At 66.5% G+C, this 15,290-nt stretch carries 16 protein-coding genes, 1 tRNA gene and 1 pseudogene; 6 read left to right on the top strand and 12 right to left on the bottom strand.

The window, feature by feature from the left end:
* Positions 1–8 precede the first annotated feature (8 nt).
* Entirely contained in the window at positions 9–1,028 is a 1,020-nt protein-coding gene (locus QRN53_RS13025) for a pirin family protein (RefSeq protein WP_285244262.1), read from the top strand.
* Here QRN53_RS13025 and QRN53_RS13020 read toward each other — a convergent pair.
* On the bottom strand, positions 1,025–1,972 hold the full coding sequence (locus QRN53_RS13020; RefSeq protein WP_285244261.1) for an N-acetylglucosamine kinase: 948 nt from the start codon (positions 1,970–1,972) through the stop codon (positions 1,025–1,027). The genes QRN53_RS13025 and QRN53_RS13020 overlap by 4 nt on opposite strands.
* A 96-nt stretch (positions 1,973–2,068) precedes the next feature.
* Positions 2,069–3,043, bottom strand: a complete 975-nt coding sequence (locus QRN53_RS13015) for a LysR family transcriptional regulator (RefSeq protein ID WP_285244343.1) — start codon at positions 3,041–3,043, stop codon at positions 2,069–2,071.
* Between the two features lie 155 nt (positions 3,044–3,198).
* Between QRN53_RS13015 and QRN53_RS13010 the strand changes: the two genes are divergently transcribed.
* Entirely contained in the window at positions 3,199–4,437 is a 1,239-nt protein-coding gene (locus tag QRN53_RS13010; protein WP_285244260.1) for an MFS transporter, read from the top strand.
* Between the two features lie 140 nt (positions 4,438–4,577).
* The gene (locus QRN53_RS13005; RefSeq protein WP_018760349.1) at positions 4,578–5,081 is read left to right on the top strand and encodes an Lrp/AsnC family transcriptional regulator; all 504 of its coding nucleotides are present in this window, start codon (positions 4,578–4,580) and stop codon (positions 5,079–5,081) included.
* Positions 5,082–5,123: 42 nt separating this feature from the next.
* On the opposite strand, the gene QRN53_RS13000 is transcribed toward QRN53_RS13005, so the two are convergent.
* A complete protein-coding gene (locus tag QRN53_RS13000; RefSeq protein WP_285244259.1) occupies positions 5,124–6,371 on the bottom strand; it encodes an MFS transporter in 1,248 nt (415 codons plus the stop codon).
* A gap of 170 nt (positions 6,372–6,541) precedes the next feature.
* On the opposite strand from QRN53_RS13000, the gene QRN53_RS12995 reads away from it, so the two are divergent.
* Together QRN53_RS12995 and corA are read left to right on the top strand one after the other, a co-directional pair.
* Positions 6,542–7,036, top strand: a complete 495-nt coding sequence (locus tag QRN53_RS12995) for an Lrp/AsnC family transcriptional regulator (protein WP_285244258.1) — start codon at positions 6,542–6,544, stop codon at positions 7,034–7,036.
* Positions 7,037–8,032, top strand: a complete 996-nt coding sequence (corA, locus tag QRN53_RS12990) for a magnesium/cobalt transporter CorA (protein WP_285244257.1) — start codon at positions 7,037–7,039, stop codon at positions 8,030–8,032. It begins immediately after the preceding gene.
* Positions 8,033–8,110: 78 nt separating this feature from the next.
* On the opposite strand, the gene QRN53_RS12985 is transcribed toward corA, so the two are convergent.
* From QRN53_RS12985 to galU, 9 genes and pseudogenes are all read right to left on the bottom strand, one after another.
* Entirely contained in the window at positions 8,111–8,263 is a 153-nt protein-coding gene (locus tag QRN53_RS12985) for a hypothetical protein (protein ID WP_285244256.1), read from the bottom strand.
* Between the two features lie 102 nt (positions 8,264–8,365).
* A complete protein-coding gene (locus tag QRN53_RS12980; RefSeq protein ID WP_285244255.1) occupies positions 8,366–9,115 on the bottom strand; it encodes an NUDIX hydrolase in 750 nt (249 codons plus the stop codon).
* Positions 9,112–9,957: pseudogene (locus QRN53_RS12975) on the bottom strand (AAA family ATPase). The gene QRN53_RS12980 and the pseudogene QRN53_RS12975 overlap by 4 nt, the downstream one beginning before the upstream one ends.
* Before the next feature lie 262 nt (positions 9,958–10,219).
* Complete coding sequence (gene pnuC, locus QRN53_RS12970) at positions 10,220–10,882, bottom strand: nicotinamide riboside transporter PnuC (RefSeq protein WP_285244254.1); 663 nt, start codon at positions 10,880–10,882, stop codon at positions 10,220–10,222.
* Between the two features lie 211 nt (positions 10,883–11,093).
* A complete protein-coding gene (locus QRN53_RS12965) occupies positions 11,094–11,375 on the bottom strand; it encodes a hypothetical protein (protein WP_285244253.1) in 282 nt (93 codons plus the stop codon).
* Between the two features lie 329 nt (positions 11,376–11,704).
* A tRNA-Ala gene (locus tag QRN53_RS12960) sits at positions 11,705–11,777 on the bottom strand.
* A gap of 131 nt (positions 11,778–11,908) precedes the next feature.
* The gene (locus QRN53_RS12955) at positions 11,909–12,823 is read right to left on the bottom strand and encodes a hypothetical protein (RefSeq protein WP_285244342.1); all 915 of its coding nucleotides are present in this window, start codon (positions 12,821–12,823) and stop codon (positions 11,909–11,911) included.
* Positions 12,824–12,928: 105 nt separating this feature from the next.
* Entirely contained in the window at positions 12,929–13,549 is a 621-nt protein-coding gene (locus QRN53_RS12950) for a GNAT family N-acetyltransferase (RefSeq protein WP_285244252.1), read from the bottom strand.
* 4 nt (positions 13,550–13,553) lie between these two features.
* Positions 13,554–14,459 (bottom strand): UTP--glucose-1-phosphate uridylyltransferase GalU, encoded by a 906-nt coding sequence (gene galU / locus QRN53_RS12945; protein WP_285244251.1) that lies wholly within the window; start codon positions 14,457–14,459, stop codon positions 13,554–13,556.
* Positions 14,460–14,563: 104 nt separating this feature from the next.
* Here galU and QRN53_RS12940 point away from each other — a divergent pair, with 104 nt between their 5' ends.
* The gene (locus QRN53_RS12940) at positions 14,564–15,184 is read left to right on the top strand and encodes a 5-formyltetrahydrofolate cyclo-ligase (RefSeq protein WP_285244250.1); all 621 of its coding nucleotides are present in this window, start codon (positions 14,564–14,566) and stop codon (positions 15,182–15,184) included.
* Positions 15,185–15,290 lie beyond the last annotated feature (106 nt).

Here is a 15,290-nt window from a genome sequence, read left to right as displayed (position 1 = left end):
GTGGAGGCGTGACCAACTTGGAAGTTTCACCGCAGCAGGAAATCTGTCCCCCGTCCCCGGCGGAAGGGAGGTCCGGGCCCTGCCTGCAGTTGTGGCCGGAACGTGAAGTGCCCTTGGGCGGGGTGCGCGCCATGAACGTCAAGCGCACGTTGCCCCAGCGCGGGTTGCCGACGATCGGGGCCTGGTGCTTCCTGGACAGCTTTGGTCCGGACCGGACAGCGATGTCTGTCCTGCCCCATCCCCACATCGGCCTGCAGACCGTGACCTGGCCCCTGGCGGGAAATATCCGCCACCGGGACAGCGTGGGCAGCGACGTAGTGGTGCGGCCCGGAGAACTGAACATCATGACTGCCGGGCACGGCGTGTCGCACTCGGAGTTCGCAGTGCTTCCTGCGCAGGGAGGCGAGTTGCCGCTCCAGCGGGGCCTGCAGCTCTGGGTTGCCCTTCCCGACGCCGACCGGCACCGGGAGCCCGCCTTCGAACAGCACCGGGAGTTGCCGGTGGCGCGTGGCAGGGGGTTCGCCGCCACCGTGATGGTGGGTGAGTTTGGCGGCGTGGTGTCCCCCGCCACGATGTACTCACCGATCGTGGGCGCCGACGTCTCCTGCGAAGGGGACGCGGTGCTGCCCCTGAACCCGGACTTTGAGCACGGGGTCCTGGTGCTCGACGGCGGCCTGGAGGTGGACGGGCAGGATCTGCCTGCGGGACCACTGGGCTACCTGGGCGCAGGCCGGAGCGAGTTGACGGTTCAGGCACGCCCGGGCACCCGGTTCCTGCTGATCGGCGGTGAGCCGTTCGGAGAGGAACTGTTGATGTGGTGGAACTTTGTTGGCCGCACGCACGAGGAAGTGGAACAGGCCCGCGAGGACTGGGAGGCACAGGCAGCCCTTACCGATGCCATGGCCGCCGGCACCCGTTACGGCCTGGTGCGCGGTCACGGGCCCAACGCCGGAGCGGAAGCCGGCCGCATTCCGGCACCGCCGCTTCCGGGGGTCCGGCTGACCCCCAGGAAGCGCACCGTGGACTAGGCGGACCCAGCCACCAGTTCCAGCACACCGAAGACGGGTTCCTGGTCCAGGACCCTGACGTCGGTGATGCCTGCGTCGGCCAGGTTCCGGCGGAAGGATTCCTGCAGGGGCGCCACGTTCATGCCAAGGCCGCCGCCCAGGATCACCGGCCCGTCGAGTCCCAGCTGTCCCAGTACTTGCGCGGCGAGGCCGGCAAGGTCCTTTCCGGCCTGGTCCAGCAGGGCTGCACTGTCCGCGTGTCCGGCTGCAGCCGCCGCCACGACGTGCCTGGCCTGCTGCGCCCAGAACCGCCTTCCCGTGTCGGGCGAGTGGAACAGCGCAATGAGCTTGTTCGGGTGGTCCAGGCCGCAGCTTTTGAGCAGGGCCGAGGTGAGCGGATCGACCGGGAGTCCTTGGTTCATCCGGCGAAGGCTGTGCCGGACGGCTTCCCTGCCCAACCAATAACCGCTGCCTTCATCCCCCAGGAGGTAGCCCCAACCGCCTGCCCTGGCCTCGCCGCCGTCGGCGTTGCGTCCCCAGGCAGCCGATCCTGTGCCCGCAATGACCGCCACGCCTGTCCCGGCCCGTCCAGCGGCAAGCAGCAGGCGCGAGTCGTGCACAACGGTGACCGTGGCGCCCGGGACGAGGGGCTGGATCAGCCCGGCAAGGGCGGCAGCGTCCTCGTCGGTGTCGATTCCACCGGATCCGGCATATACCCGTGCCACGGGGCCGGCGCCGATCCGCGCGAAGAGGTCCGCCAGGTTGTGGGCTGCTTCGTCCCGGGTGACGTTTTGAACGTTGGAACTTCCGGCGGATTCATCGGCGACGGGGATTCCGTCTTCGAAGCGGACGCCGTGCGTCTTGGTACCGCCGATGTCCAGCCCGATCGTGATGCCGTGCAGTGGATTGGCGGTACCTGCAGCCTGCCCATCGTGGGTGGTGGAGGGGTTCTGGGTGTTCGTCACGTCACAAGGGTACTTGGCCCGGACAGCGGGCGACGCCGTCGCCGTTCAGCGACTCCTGGAGCGCGGCGCGGACGGCCGGACTCCCCTTCGCGGCCGTCAGCGGCCTGCCTGGCCGGCCAGGCCTGCCACCAGGCCCGGACCTTCGGCCACCACCAGCTCGCGGAACAACCGCGCCGGCGCAGGCTCGGCGCCGGGTTTCCGGCGCCGCCAGCTGACACCGACCTCGCGGAACGCCAAGCGGGAATCCAGCGGTACTTCCACCCAGCCGAGGTTTCCTGTTCCCGAGCGCCCGCTCCGGCCCGGTGTACCTGCGGCGGGCGGCAGGATGCCGACGCCGAGGCCCGCCGAGACGAGCCCGCGGACTGTGTGGGAGTCCTGGCTTTCGAAGGCGATGCGCGGCCGGAACCCGGCGTCCCGGAACAGGGCGTCGGTCAGGGAACGCAGTCCATAGCCTGGACCGAGTGCCACGAATGGCTCGGTCCGGATGTCCGCGAGCCGGGCCATCCGCTGCCGCGCCAGCGGGTGGGCATGGTGGACCACCAGCCGGAGCGGCTCACTGTAGAGCGGCGCCGAATCGAACGTGCCTCCGGGGGCGGCAACCGGGGCCGTCAGGGCCAGGTCGGCTTCCCCTGATGCCAGCTCCTCAAGGCATGCATCCCTGGCGCCTTGGCTCAGCCGAAACCCGGTAGCGGGGTGCCGGGCGCGGAAAGTGCTGATCAACAGGGGCAGCGTGGCCTCGCCGAAAGTGTGCTGGAAGGATACGGAAACCGTACCGCGAACCACCTCTGACTCAGTGCGCACCAGGTCCAGTCCGGCCTGGAACTCCGCGAGCGCTTGCTGGATGTAGGGCAGCAGTCTCCGGCCGGCAGGGGTCAGGCGGACCCCACGGCCGTCCCTCACCAGGAGCTCGGTACCGACTGCGGCGCTGGCCCGCGCCAGCGCACGGCTCACGGTTGACTGGGGTACGCCCAACAGCTCAGCGGTTTCCGTAACGTGCTCGGTCCGGCCGAGTTCGGCCAGCACCGGAAGGAGCGGAAGGAGCTGTGCCAGTTGGTTGCGGTCCGGTTTCACTGCCCCGATTCCTACCTCGCCGGCCAGGGAGCACCTGCCTCGGGTGTCCATGTGGACAGCCGGTGGCGCACACAGCCAATTGATTCGATTTTGCTATGAGTTTTACACAAAACATGCATTGGATGCATCAGTTGCGCCGGGACTACGCTGGCAGGATGCCACAGACTCAGCGCATCGGCACGGCCACTCCCCCACGCTGGACCGGCCACGCCAAAGGATCCAGGGCCTACGGGCGCATCCTCGCCGGACTGTCCTGCGCCGGTGTGGCCACGTTCGCCCAGCTCTACTCCACGCAGGCTGTCCTTCCGCTCCTTGCATCCGACCTGCAGGTCACCGCCGCCGAAGCCGCCCTCACCATCTCGCTGGCCACCGTTGGCCTGGCCGCCACCGTCATTCCCTGGTCATTCCTGGCAGACCGGATTGGCCGGGTCAAAGCCATGATGTGGGGCATTTCCGCGGCCACCGTCCTGGGACTGCTGGTGCCGCTGTCCACCGGGTTCGCGATGCTGCTGGTTTTGCGACTACTGGAAGGAATGGCCCTGGGCGGCATCCCCGCGATTGCCATCGCCTATCTCAACGAGGAGGTAAGCAAGGCCCACGCAGCGCTCGCGGCAGGAAGCTACGTAGCCGGGACCACCTTGGGCGGATTGTCCGGACGGCTCGTGGCGGGACCGGTGGGCGAGCTCTGGGGATGGCGGGCCGCGGCCTTGGCCGTTTCCCTGCTTGCGACAGCCGCCGCCGTCGCGTTCCTGGTCCTCGTGCCCAGGGCGCAGGGCTTCGTCCCCGCCCAGATGTCAGGACTCCGCGGAGCCCTGCGGACCCTCGGCGGCCACCTGCGCAATGTCCGGTTGCTGGCCATCTATGCGCAGGCCTTCCTGATGATGGGCGGTTTCGTGGCCGTCTACAACTATCTGGGTTTCCGCTTGTCAGGCGCGCCCTTCGGCCTCCCGGCCACGCTCATCAGCCTGATCTTCCTGGCGTACCTGTCCGGGACCTTCTCATCGCGCTGGGCTGCCACCATGACCACCCGCTTCGGGCGTCGCAACGTCCTCCTCGCAGGGCTTGTCCTCGCCATGGCCGGACTCGCCCTGACCCTGACCTCGAACCTGGTGCTGATCCTGGCCGGCCTGGTGCTGTTTACGGGCGGCTTCTTCGCGGCCCACAGCATCGGCTCCGGCTGGACCGGCGCCATAGCCAGCAGCGGCCGGGCGCAGGCGGCGTCCCTGTACAACCTGGCTTACTATCTTGGCTCCAGCCTGCTTGGCTGGGCCGGCGGCCTGGTCTTCCAGGCGTGGGGCTGGAACGCCCTGGCAGGAGCCGTGATCGTCCTGGCCTGCCTGACGGCCGCAACTGTCGCCGTCGTCCATCCCGGAACAGATGCCGCCGCATCCTGACGGCCCAGACCCCACCCGAATTAACAGGCTCCAAGGAACCGCCGGGCAGCCTGAATCTTCGGCGGGGCGTGCTCCGGCAACGCGGATGACGGCGTTTCTGCGGTCTAGGATGAACTGAGGACCCTTTGGAAGGACACGCAGTGAGCACGAATGCCAGGAACATCAGGCCGGGGGCGCACCTGGAACCCTTGGATGCCATTGACGAGAGGCTCCTGGCAGCCCTGGTGGCCGATGCCCGGATCTCCAACAAGCAACTCGCTGAAATGGTGGGAATTGCGCCGTCGACAGCCCTGATGCGCACGCGCGCCTTGTCCGAGCGGGGCATTGTGCAGGGTTACGAGGCAAAGTTGAGCCTCTCGGCGATCGGCAGGTCAGTGCAGGCGCTGGTAGCGGTGCGGCTCCGGGCGCACGACCGGGACCAGATCGACCGTTTCACTGCCCGCGTACCGCACCTGCCGGCAGTCCTTTCCACCTTCCACACCTCCGGCTCCGTGGACTACCTGCTGCACATCGCCGTCGGCAGCACCGAAGACCTGAGGGACTGGGTACTGGACAACCTGGCCACCGACCCCGTCGTGGGACATACCGAAACCACCCTGGTCTTCGAGCACATCCAGGGCAACCACGGGCCGCTCCCGGAATAGCGGCACCGGGCCGGGAACGGACTTACCTGGTGATGCCGTCTGTCAGGCGGCGGACCGCCGCCTGACAGACTGGACGAACGTCGTGGCAGAGAGTGCCAGCGCCGCAGCGCCGCATACCAGTACGAAGCCCTGGACCGCAGCGCCCATCCCGATCGCTGCGCTGGCCCACCCCAGGCCAAGGACCGGGACCGCGCTGCCCAAATAGGTAATGACGTAGACGGTGCTGATGATCTGGGCGTGCCTGGCCGGCTCCACCCTGGCCGCGACGTCATTGAACACGGTCCGGAACGCCAGCCCCTGCCCCACACCGGCGGCGACCGCAGCGGCCACCAGCAGCACAGGGCTGTGCCAGGCACCGGCTGCTCCCAGCATCACTACCGAAACGCCAAGGACGGCAAGGCCTGCCGGAACCGTGAACCGGCTTCGCACCGTGACCAGTTGGCTCAAGGCCGAAGCCCCCAGGGGCAACCCTGCCAGGATGCCGATCAGCGGCCTGGAATTCGTGGCAAGGACCTGGGCGAAGTAGCCCGGAGCCAGCGAGAGACTGAAGCCGAACACGGCGAAGCTGAGGAAGCCGACGCCGGATGCCAGCCAGAAGGCTCCGCGCGCCTGGCGTGAAACGGAAGGGCGCCGGGGCGCCAGGGCGTGAAGCGGACGGGTCGGGGCTGGGGCCAAGATGGCAGGGCGTGCGCGGATCAGGTACAGCGGAACGAGGAGCCCGGCGAGCAGCAGGGAGTGGACGACGTACGGGGCCGTGGTGGCGCCGGGAAGCAGCGACAGCAGGCCGCCGATGACCGGGCCTGCCGCGACGCCCCCCGAGGACGCCAGGAGCGTGAAGCGGGATGCCCACTCCGGCCGGGACGGAAGCAGCTCCCGCAGGGCGGCGGCACTGGCTCCGGTGGCAAGGGCCACAGCAGTTCCCTGCAGGGCCCTCCCGGCGCAGAGCCCGGCGAGCGTCTGCGCTTCCGCGAAGATCCAGCCGCCGGCCAGGCCTGTCAACACAGCCACCAGTAGGGCTGCCCGCCGGCCAATGTGGTCCGACCAGTGGCCGGCCAGCAGCAATGTGCCCACCAGCGCAAGGACGTAGCTGGCAAACGCTGCAGTGACATCCAGGCTTGAGAGTCCAAGGCGGGACTGCAGGAGGGGGTACAGCGGCGTGGCCAGGTTGGCGCCCACGAGGAGCATGAAAATGACCGCGCCCGAAATAACCAGCCGGGCCGTGGTGGAGGCATTCCACCCGGCGCTCGTGGCCGCTGCCGGGCGCATGCGCAGTTCACTGAAAACCGTCATCGTGCCGCCTTAGGGATCGCCGCGGCGGACAGTCCTTGTGGGACGCCGGGCGCGGATACAACTGTGATGCTTCAAGAGTGGGGCAGGATTGCGTGATCAAACAGTTCATCAATGGATAATTGAGCATAATCATCAAATATCGGCTCCAAATGTGCTGGAGAGTGACGATCGTGAACAAGTTGGACCCCACAGACCTGAAGATCCTCCTGGCCCTCATCAGGGATCCGCGGGCACAAATCGGCGAACTCAGCGAATCCCTGGGCATCGCAAGGAATACTGCCCAGTCCCGGGTGCGTCGCCTGCTCCGCGCAGGGGTCCTGCGTCCGGGCGGGCGCGAGGTGGACCTTGATGCCGTGGGCTACGACGTGGTGGCCTTCGTGACCATCGAAGTCTCCCACCGCGAACTCGACGGGGTGGTGGCAGCGCTGCGGCTCATCCCGCAGGTCCTGGAGGTCCATGAAATCTCCGGCCGCGGGGACGTCTGGTGCCGGGTGGTGGCCACGGATACGCACAATCTCCAGGCCTCCCTGCGCCAGGTCCTGAGGATCAAGGGGGTCATTCGGACCGAGACGGTACTGGCCCTGCACACCCATATCCCGTACCGGACCGAGCCCCTCATCAGCGGCCTCAGCAACGCCGCATCCGCGACGACTAGGATTTCCTGAATGACCATCATCGATAACGCCGTCTACGTCAACGGCGTCCGCCACGCGGAGCCCGAAAGCCTGGAGCAGACCTTTGAAACACTCGCCCGGCACGGTGGCATGGCGTGGATCGGGCTCTACCGGCCCACAGCGGAAGAAATGGCGGCTGTGGCGGCGGAATTCGGACTGCACGGCCTGGCGGTGGAGGATGCAGTCTCAGCCCACCAAAGGCCCAAACTGGAGCGGTACGACGACAATCTCTTCACCGTGCTGCGCCCTGCCCGCTACGTGGACGCCGACGAAACAGTGGAGTTTGGTGAGCTCCACGTCTTCACCGGCAAGAACTTCGTGGTGACGGTGCGGCACGCCGAAACGGCCGGAGTCGCCAGGGTGCGGCAACGGCTTGAGGCACGGCCCGACCTCCTGCAGCATGGGCCCGAAGCGGTGCTGTATGCCCTCCTGGACCGGGTGGTGGACGATTATGCACCGGTGGTGGCCGGACTCGAGAACGACATAGACGAGATCGAGGACCAGCTGTTTGGCGGAGACGCCTCGGTATCCCGCCGGATTTACGAACTGGCCCGGGAAGTCATCCAGTTCCAGCGCGCCATCCACCCGCTGCCGGAGATGATGGACCAGCTGAAGCGCGGTTTCGAGAAGTACGGGGTGGAGACCGACCTGCGGCACAGCCTGCGGGACGTTGAAGACCACGTTGAACGGGTTATCTCCCGGGCAGACTCCTTCCGCGATCTGTTGCAGAACGCCCTGACCCTGGATGGAACGCTGACGGCCAACCGGCAGAACGAGGCCAGCGCCGAGCAGAACGAACAGGTCAAGAAGATCTCATCGTGGGCGGCCATCCTGTTCGCACCGTCGTTCGTTGCCGGCATCTATGGCATGAACTTCGACAACATGCCCGAACTGCACTGGCCCGCGGGCTACCCGATGGCGCTGGGCCTGATGGTGGCCGTTGCGGCACTCATGTATGGAGTCTTCAAGAAAAAGGGCTGGATTTAAGCCGGACGCCCGGGGCCGCACCTTTCGTGGAAGGCGCTGCCCCGGGCGGGAAATGCGTTGTGGCCGGCCGCGGTCAGGTCAGGCGTTGGTCCTGCGCTTGAGCCAACCCCAGACGCCCGTTGCGACGAACAGGACCAGGCCGATGATGGCGAGCCAGAGCAGGCCCTTCACGACGAAGCCGAGGATTGACAGAATGAGCCAAATGACAAGAAGTCCGATGATTATTCCCATGGGGCCACTCTAGGCCCGGCCGGCTGCAGCGGACCGGGCATTCGACTGCGTTTCGCCCATCAACCTGCTGCGGCAAGGGCCGCCACGGTTGCACGCAGCTGCTTATTGGCCCCGAGGTCGAGCCAGGGGCGGGTGGATATGCCCCTCGGTGGCCCGGAACAGGGCAGCCGGCGCTCCCCCGGCCGCGGCCCTGGTCTTCTTCCCAGTGTCCTCCAGCTGGGGTGTCATCTTCCGGGTGAAATTCCCGGGTGCCATCGGTGCGTTCCAGACTGCCTCGTAGACGGTGCGCAACTGCGTCAGTGTGAACTCCCCGGGCAGCAGCTGGCTGCCCACAGTGGTGTATTCCATCTTGCCGGCCAGCCGGTTCAGGCCCTCGAGCAGGATCAGGGAGTGGTCAAAGGCCAGGGAGGTGCGCTTTCCGGTGAGGATTTCATAGACCGGATACCAGCCGGCGTCGGCCGCGTCGCTCCCCCCGGTAACGTCGGGCAGCGTGCCGTCGGTGGCCAGCAGGACCAGGTGGGCGACGGAGACCACACGCATGCGCGGGTCTCGGAGCGGAGCGCTGTAGGTCGCCAACTGTTCGATGTGGACCGGGAGGTGCCCCAAATCCAGCCCTGTTTCCTCGGCCAGTTCCCGGTGTGCGGCGTCGTCTGCGGATTCCATGGGGCCGACGAACCCACCGGGCAGAGCCAGCTGGCCCTTGAAGGGGTGGCTGCCGCGGCGCACCAAAGCCACCTGGAGCACGCCGCCGCTGACCGCGAAGACCACCAGGTCAGCGGTCAGAGCGACCGACGGGTAATCACCCGGCTGGTAGGACTGGAGGTAGTCCTTCTCGGCCTCCGAGCCGTTCATGCAGTGGTTCCTTCCAGGACGGTCCGGGTAGCCCAAGGTGGGGAGGTGAAGCCGTTCCGCTGGGCGAGGACCAGGTCAATGATCTCGGTGGCGGTCTTCATCCGACGGCTGTGCTCACCAGTGACCAGTATCCACGAGTGGCCTTCCTCGGTGAGGGTCTGCTTGAACCATTCGGTCATCCCGGCCCGTCGGTGCTCCCCCTCGCGCCACCCGTCGTCTTCAAAATCGACGCCGTCGTGGTCGGTGACGAGGTAGAGGTCCCGGCGGGGCAGGTGGTCCATGGCGTTGTAGGAGCCGTGGCTGCGCTCCCCCAGGTAGAACCGTTCCCACAAGGTGGTGGCGAGGGAGTCGGTGTCGGCGATGACCAGCGGGCAGGCATCGGCCGCTTCATTCTCCATCTGGTTCTAGCGGGTGGCGATGACGCTGAAGTCCTGGGCGGTCCATTCCATGTCCGCCAGCTCGGCATCCGGGTGTTGGGCGCGGAGTGCGTAGAACTTTTCGTAGGTGTAGTCCCGGCCGTATTCCGGGACGTCGGCGATTCGGGGGAACCGGGGGCGGTAATGCTCCATGAGGGCTTTGGTGAGGGTGGTGGTGCCGGTGGATTCGGCGCCGACGATGATGATGCGGGTGGCCAGCGCCTGCCGGGCCGGGGCGATCACGTACGGCCAGGCTGCGCCCAGGTCGTCGCGGCAGAACGTGCCGCTGACCGGGTAGGTGGCCCGGGTCAGGTCCACGAGGACGTGCTCGGCGCTGAAGTAGCCGGCGAGCTGGGCGCCGTATTCCTCGGAACTGAAGACTGCGTCGATGCTGGTAATCCCGTGGGATTTCAGGGCCAGGCGCATGAGCTCGTTCTGGGCCTTCCAGATTTCCTCGGAGTGGTAGTCCTCGGGGCAGTCGTTCGGCATGGCGATCACCTGGACGTTGGTGTCCTGGAATTCGGCGGCCAGCCATTCGGCCCGTTCGGTGACGGTGATGGATTCGAACCGGTTGCCCAGAACGAGGACGGCAACCTTGGTGGACTGCGCGGCGGCAGCGGCGATCAGGTGGGCGTGGCCGGCGTGCGGCGGGCAGAACTTGCCGATGACCATGGACTGGGTGAACATGTCAGGCTCCTGCCGGGACGGTGGTGGGGGCGATGGTCTCAGTGGTGCGGGTTCGCTTCCAGTCGATGAGGCCGTAGATGCAGAGGGCCAGGAAGCCGATGTACAGGATGCCGGTCAGGGCCAATCCGCGACTGAAGTAAAGCGGAATGGAGACAACGTCGATGAGGATCCAGACGTACCAGTGCTGGAAGATCTTCTTGGCCTGGCCGTAGGTGGCCAGCAGGGACGCGGTCAGGACGAAGGCGTCGGGCCAAGGCACCTGGGAATTGGTGCCGTGGGTGAGGACCATGGCGATGGCGGCCGTGCCAACGAGGGTTGCGGCGATGCCCAGGAGGGCTTCTTTGCCGCCGGCGTCCCGGATGGGCAGGTCGTCCTTGGCGGCCGTGTCGGCGTTACCGCGGATCCAGTTGATCCAGCCGTAAATGGCGACAGCCGCGAAGATCACTTGAAGGATGGTTTCACCGTAGAGTCCGGCGCCGAGGAACAGGATGATGAACGCGATGTTGTTCAGGATGCCGATGGGCCAGTTCCAGAGCTTCTGCCGGGCCACTCCATAGACGCATGCCCCGCCGGTAACGAAGCCGATGACCTCGATCCAGCTCACGGGGGCGCCGAGCAGGTTGGGGATTGCCGGGGAGTTCATCCAGTCGAGCAGCGTTGTCATCGTCATTCCATTTCGTAATTATCAAGCTGACAATTACAAGCTACAGGTTAATTATCAGTTTGATAAAAACCACGCTTGCAGCAGCAGTCCTGCCTCGGCGGGGCACCGGTTCCCTGGATGGCCACATTGAATCAGCGGCGTACGCGTGATGCCGTGTCGCGGAGGCGCTTGGGGTTGAGGACCCCGTCGATGTCGAGCAGGATGAGCGGCTTCACGAGTGGGTGGCCAGGCTGAAGACGAGCCAGAGGCTGGTGGCCAGACCGAAGACACCGACGGCGTAGCCGAGGGCCAGGGCCGACATCGCTGCGAGCCTGCCGCGGCTGCCGTCCTTCTCGATGCGGTGCAGTGCCACGTGGCCGGCGCCGACGGCGAACACCGCCAGAAGCGCCAGGCCCATGAAAACGAGCCCGGCCACGGCGACGACCGCGCAAGCGAGCGAAACCACCGACATTCCGTTGACCTTGTTCGTCCGCGCTGCAGCTGTCGTTTCCATGGGTCCCCCCACCCTTCGTCGATTGGGGCCGAGTCTACTGCGGGGACGCACCCCGCGGCGATAACCGCATGACCGGAATCCGGCCTCGCCGCCTGCTCTGCTGGCCGGCCATCCGGACGCGCGGCCGAAGGCGGGCGACAGCCCGTGTTGGTGACGGTGTGGGACTTGCTGGCGCCGCGCTGGGGACCGGCATATTTGGGAGCCGCGTAACTTCGGGGTATGGCTTTTCTGGAACCCATGGGAACTCAGGCATAAGCCCGTGGTCAGTCAGAGATCTGGCGCAAAGTGTCTATCGGGGACTGCCGGCAGGCATAGAACCTTACAAACTGTGGAGCTAAGGAGATTCGAACTCCTGACCTCTTCGATGCGAACGAAGCGCTCTACCAACTGAGCTATAGCCCCGGGATTGTCCGCAACCTGCGTGGTGCTCCAAGCCGGTGCGGAACCGGTGTCCTTAGGCTACAAATAATCGGCGCCCAACACCAAATTGGCGCGCCAGGACCGGCAAAGCGGCGGCAACGCTTTCCAGCCGCCTAGGCGCGGCGGCGCTGGAGGACGTCGTCGAGGTTGCTCAAGGCACTCTGCGCCTTGGTCAACTGCGGGGAACCGACAGGCTGGGACGCGGTCTCCGGGGTTTCGGCACCGGCTGCAGCCCCCTGCTTCAGCGACGGCTTGCCAACTGCTTTGGGAGCTTCCGGGAGTTCCAGCGGCAGGGGCTCGGGACGCTCAGCCTTGGCAGCTTCAACGTACGTCGGCTTGGGAACTTCAACGGGCTCCCACGGGGTGCCGGCGGGAGCACCTGCTGCGGCCGCTGCCGCGCTGGTGTCACCGGCGGCTACGGCGACGGCGAGGGCCGCCTCACGCAGCTCCACGGCAGTGAGCGGCTTCGCCTTGGCCTCGCCCGCTTCTGCGTCAAACAGAGGACTGTCGGGCCGGACCGGAGCGGCTTCGGGCTTGGGCGGAATGACGGGGTCCGCCTCCTGGTGCCGGGCAGGCGCACTCATGGCGGACCGGAAGGCAGCGTCTACCTTCGCTTTGCGGTCCCGGACGGCCAGCCACCGGACAAGTGCCACCGATCCGGCGGCCACCGCAAAAGTGGTGAGGGGAAGGACGGCCGATCCCACACCGAAGGGAAGGAGCACACCTGAGATGAAGGCGGTCACCAGGCACAGCATGCCCGCAAGGGCCACGGCGGTCCGGCCGTACCGGATGCGGAACCGGGCCGGGGACGGGGTGCTGGCAGCGCCTGCGGCACTCTTCCTGGGTTCCATGGCTTTCTCCTGCTGGGCGGCGACGTTCAGGACCTTGCCGGCGGGCTGGTCCGGCCTGTCATCGGCGGGGACCTCTGGAAGGAAGTCGCCGACGGCCTGGACCTGGCTCCTGCGGTTCCGGAGGACGTATGGGGCTACCCAAAGGATCCAGAGCACGACGGCAACCACGAGGATCACTGAGCTGCTAAGGGGGAAGTCCACACTCAAAACCGTATGAGCATCATGCCTGCTCAGGCCGCATTAGCCCCGGTGTGTCGTACCCCTGTCCACAAACCGATGGATTTATGACCGGCGGGACGCCAGCCAGGGGGCCAGCAGTCCCTCCGGGACTTCTTCCGAGGTCAAGGCAAACGAGCGGTGGTCCGCCCACCGGCCGTTGATGTGCAGGAAACGAGGCCGGTATCCCTCATCCCGGAATCCCAGCTTCTCCACCACGCGCAGGCTGGGCCCATTCTCCGGCCGGATGTTGATTTCCATCCGGTGCAGGCCAAGGGTCCGGAAACAATGGTCAGTCACCAAGGCCACGGAGGTGGGCGCGATCCCCCGGCCGGCCCGGCCTTGGTCCACCCAGTACCCCAGCGTGGCCATCATGGCCGAACCCCAGACAATCGATGAAACCGTCAACTGCCCCACGATCGCAGGGTTCCGGAGCCCCGGCGTCCGCTCGGTGATGACGAAGGGAAGCGCTGTTGACTGGGCCGCCTGCGCGTTCAGTGAGCGCACCATGTGCCGGTAGTCGGGCAGCCCGCCTCCCGGTTCCGGGTTGGAGGCTTCCCAGGGCGCCAGCCACTCACTGTTCCGGGACCGCACCTCGGTCCATTCCGTTTTGTCGCGGTAGCGGATGGGCCGCAGGACAAGGTCACCGCATTCGAGGGTGACCGGCCAGATGGGACCGGTACGCACGGCGCTAGCTGGAAAGACCGGCAGTGAAACCGGGCAGCCATTCCCGCAGGCCGGGGCCCAGGTCATCGCTGTCCACGGCCAGCTGGACGCAGGCCTTCAGGTAGCTGAGCTTGTCCCCGGTGTCGTAGCGCCGGCCGCGGAACACCACGCCGTAGACCCCGTAGCCCTCACCGTCTCCCGAAGCGAGTTCCTGCAAGGCATCGGTCAGCTGGATCTCGCCGCCGCGGCCCGGTGCGGTGTGCTCGAGGACATCGAAGACGGCGGGGTGCAGGACGTAACGGCCGATCAGCGCCAGGTTGGACGGCGCTTCCTCAGCTGATGGCTTCTCCACGAGCCGGTTGACGCGGACATAGTCCTCGCCGTCCAGTTCCTGGACATCGGCGCAGCCATAGGCACTGATCTGTGCGGGCTCCACTTCAATCAGGGCGACCACGGAGCCACCAGTCTTCGACTGCACATCGATCATGGTGCTGAGCAGTTCGTCGCGGGCGTCGATGAGGTCATCTCCCAGCAGGACAGCGAAGGCTTCGTCGCCAACGTGTTGTTTGGCGCGGAGTACGGCGTGGCCCAGGCCGTGGGGGTCGCCTTGTCGGACATAGTGGATGTCGCCCAACTTGCTGGCCGCCTGGATGGAGGCAAGCTTTTCAGTGTCCCCCTTGTCGGCGAGCGTCGATTCAAGCGAGGGCACCCGGTCGAAGTGGTCTTCCAGTGCACGTTTGTTACGGCCCGTAATCATGAGGATGTCGTTCAGGCCAACATGGACGGCTTCCTCCACCACATACTGGATGGCAGGTTTGTCCACCACGGGGAGCATTTCCTTCGGCATTGCCTTGGTGGCCGGCAAGAACCTGGTGCCCAGGCCCGCTGCGGGGATGACGGCTTTGCGGACTCTGGGGTTACTGGTAGTCACCGGACTAATCTAACGTCAGCGTCAAGCATTTCAGTAACCATTGGCCCCGCGGGCCCTCATCCGCCTGTGACGCCATTGAACGCGGGGCACCAAGGAAGGACACCATGCCGCAGGAGACGAATCCCTCCAAGGAAGATATCCGGACAGCCCACCGGCGCCGGCGGGCCCTACGGACGGAGGCTGAGCTGGAAGCCGCCGGCTCGGCCCTGGCCCGCCACGGGGAGGCATGGGCAGCATCCGTCACTGCAGGGCAGCCTGGCACCGTATGCGTCTACCTGGGTGTCGGGAAAGAACCTCCCACTATGCCGCTGGTCAAGGCGCTGCACGGGAGCGGCCACGAGATCCTGCTGCCCGTGTGCGAGCCGGGCCGTGAGCTGAGCTGGGTGTTCTGGACCCCGGACACCGGCTTCGAACGCAGCAGCTACGCGCCCATCCTGGAACCCACCGGGCGGCGGCACGGGCGCGAGGTGGCGGGCGCCGCCTCGGCGCTCATCATTCCCGCCACTGCCGTGGACCTGTCCGGCAACAGGATCGGCCAGGGTGGCGGCTACTACGACACCTTCCTGGGCCATCTCTCCGCCGTCGGGAAGGAAATACCGCTGGCCGCTGTTATCTACGACGATGAACTGCTTCCCGCGGGCCGGATTCCTGCCGAGGAATTCGACCGCACTGTCCCGGGCGTCTTGCTGCCGTCCGGGTACCGTCGCCTGTCGGGTGGCAACTGAGCCCGGTCCCCACCGGGCGCAGTGATAGAATTAGCACTCAGGCCCTGCGACTGCTAACGGACTACCGGATGGCAGCACGGGACCTCTCGTTTGCCCAAGAGGAGGA

The organism is Pseudarthrobacter sp. fls2-241-R2A-127 (assembly GCF_030209355.1).
Taxonomy (GTDB): domain Bacteria; phylum Actinomycetota; class Actinomycetes; order Actinomycetales; family Micrococcaceae; genus Arthrobacter.
Note: the sequence above shows the minus strand (reverse complement) of the source record. Positions and strands in the feature narration are given on the sequence as shown.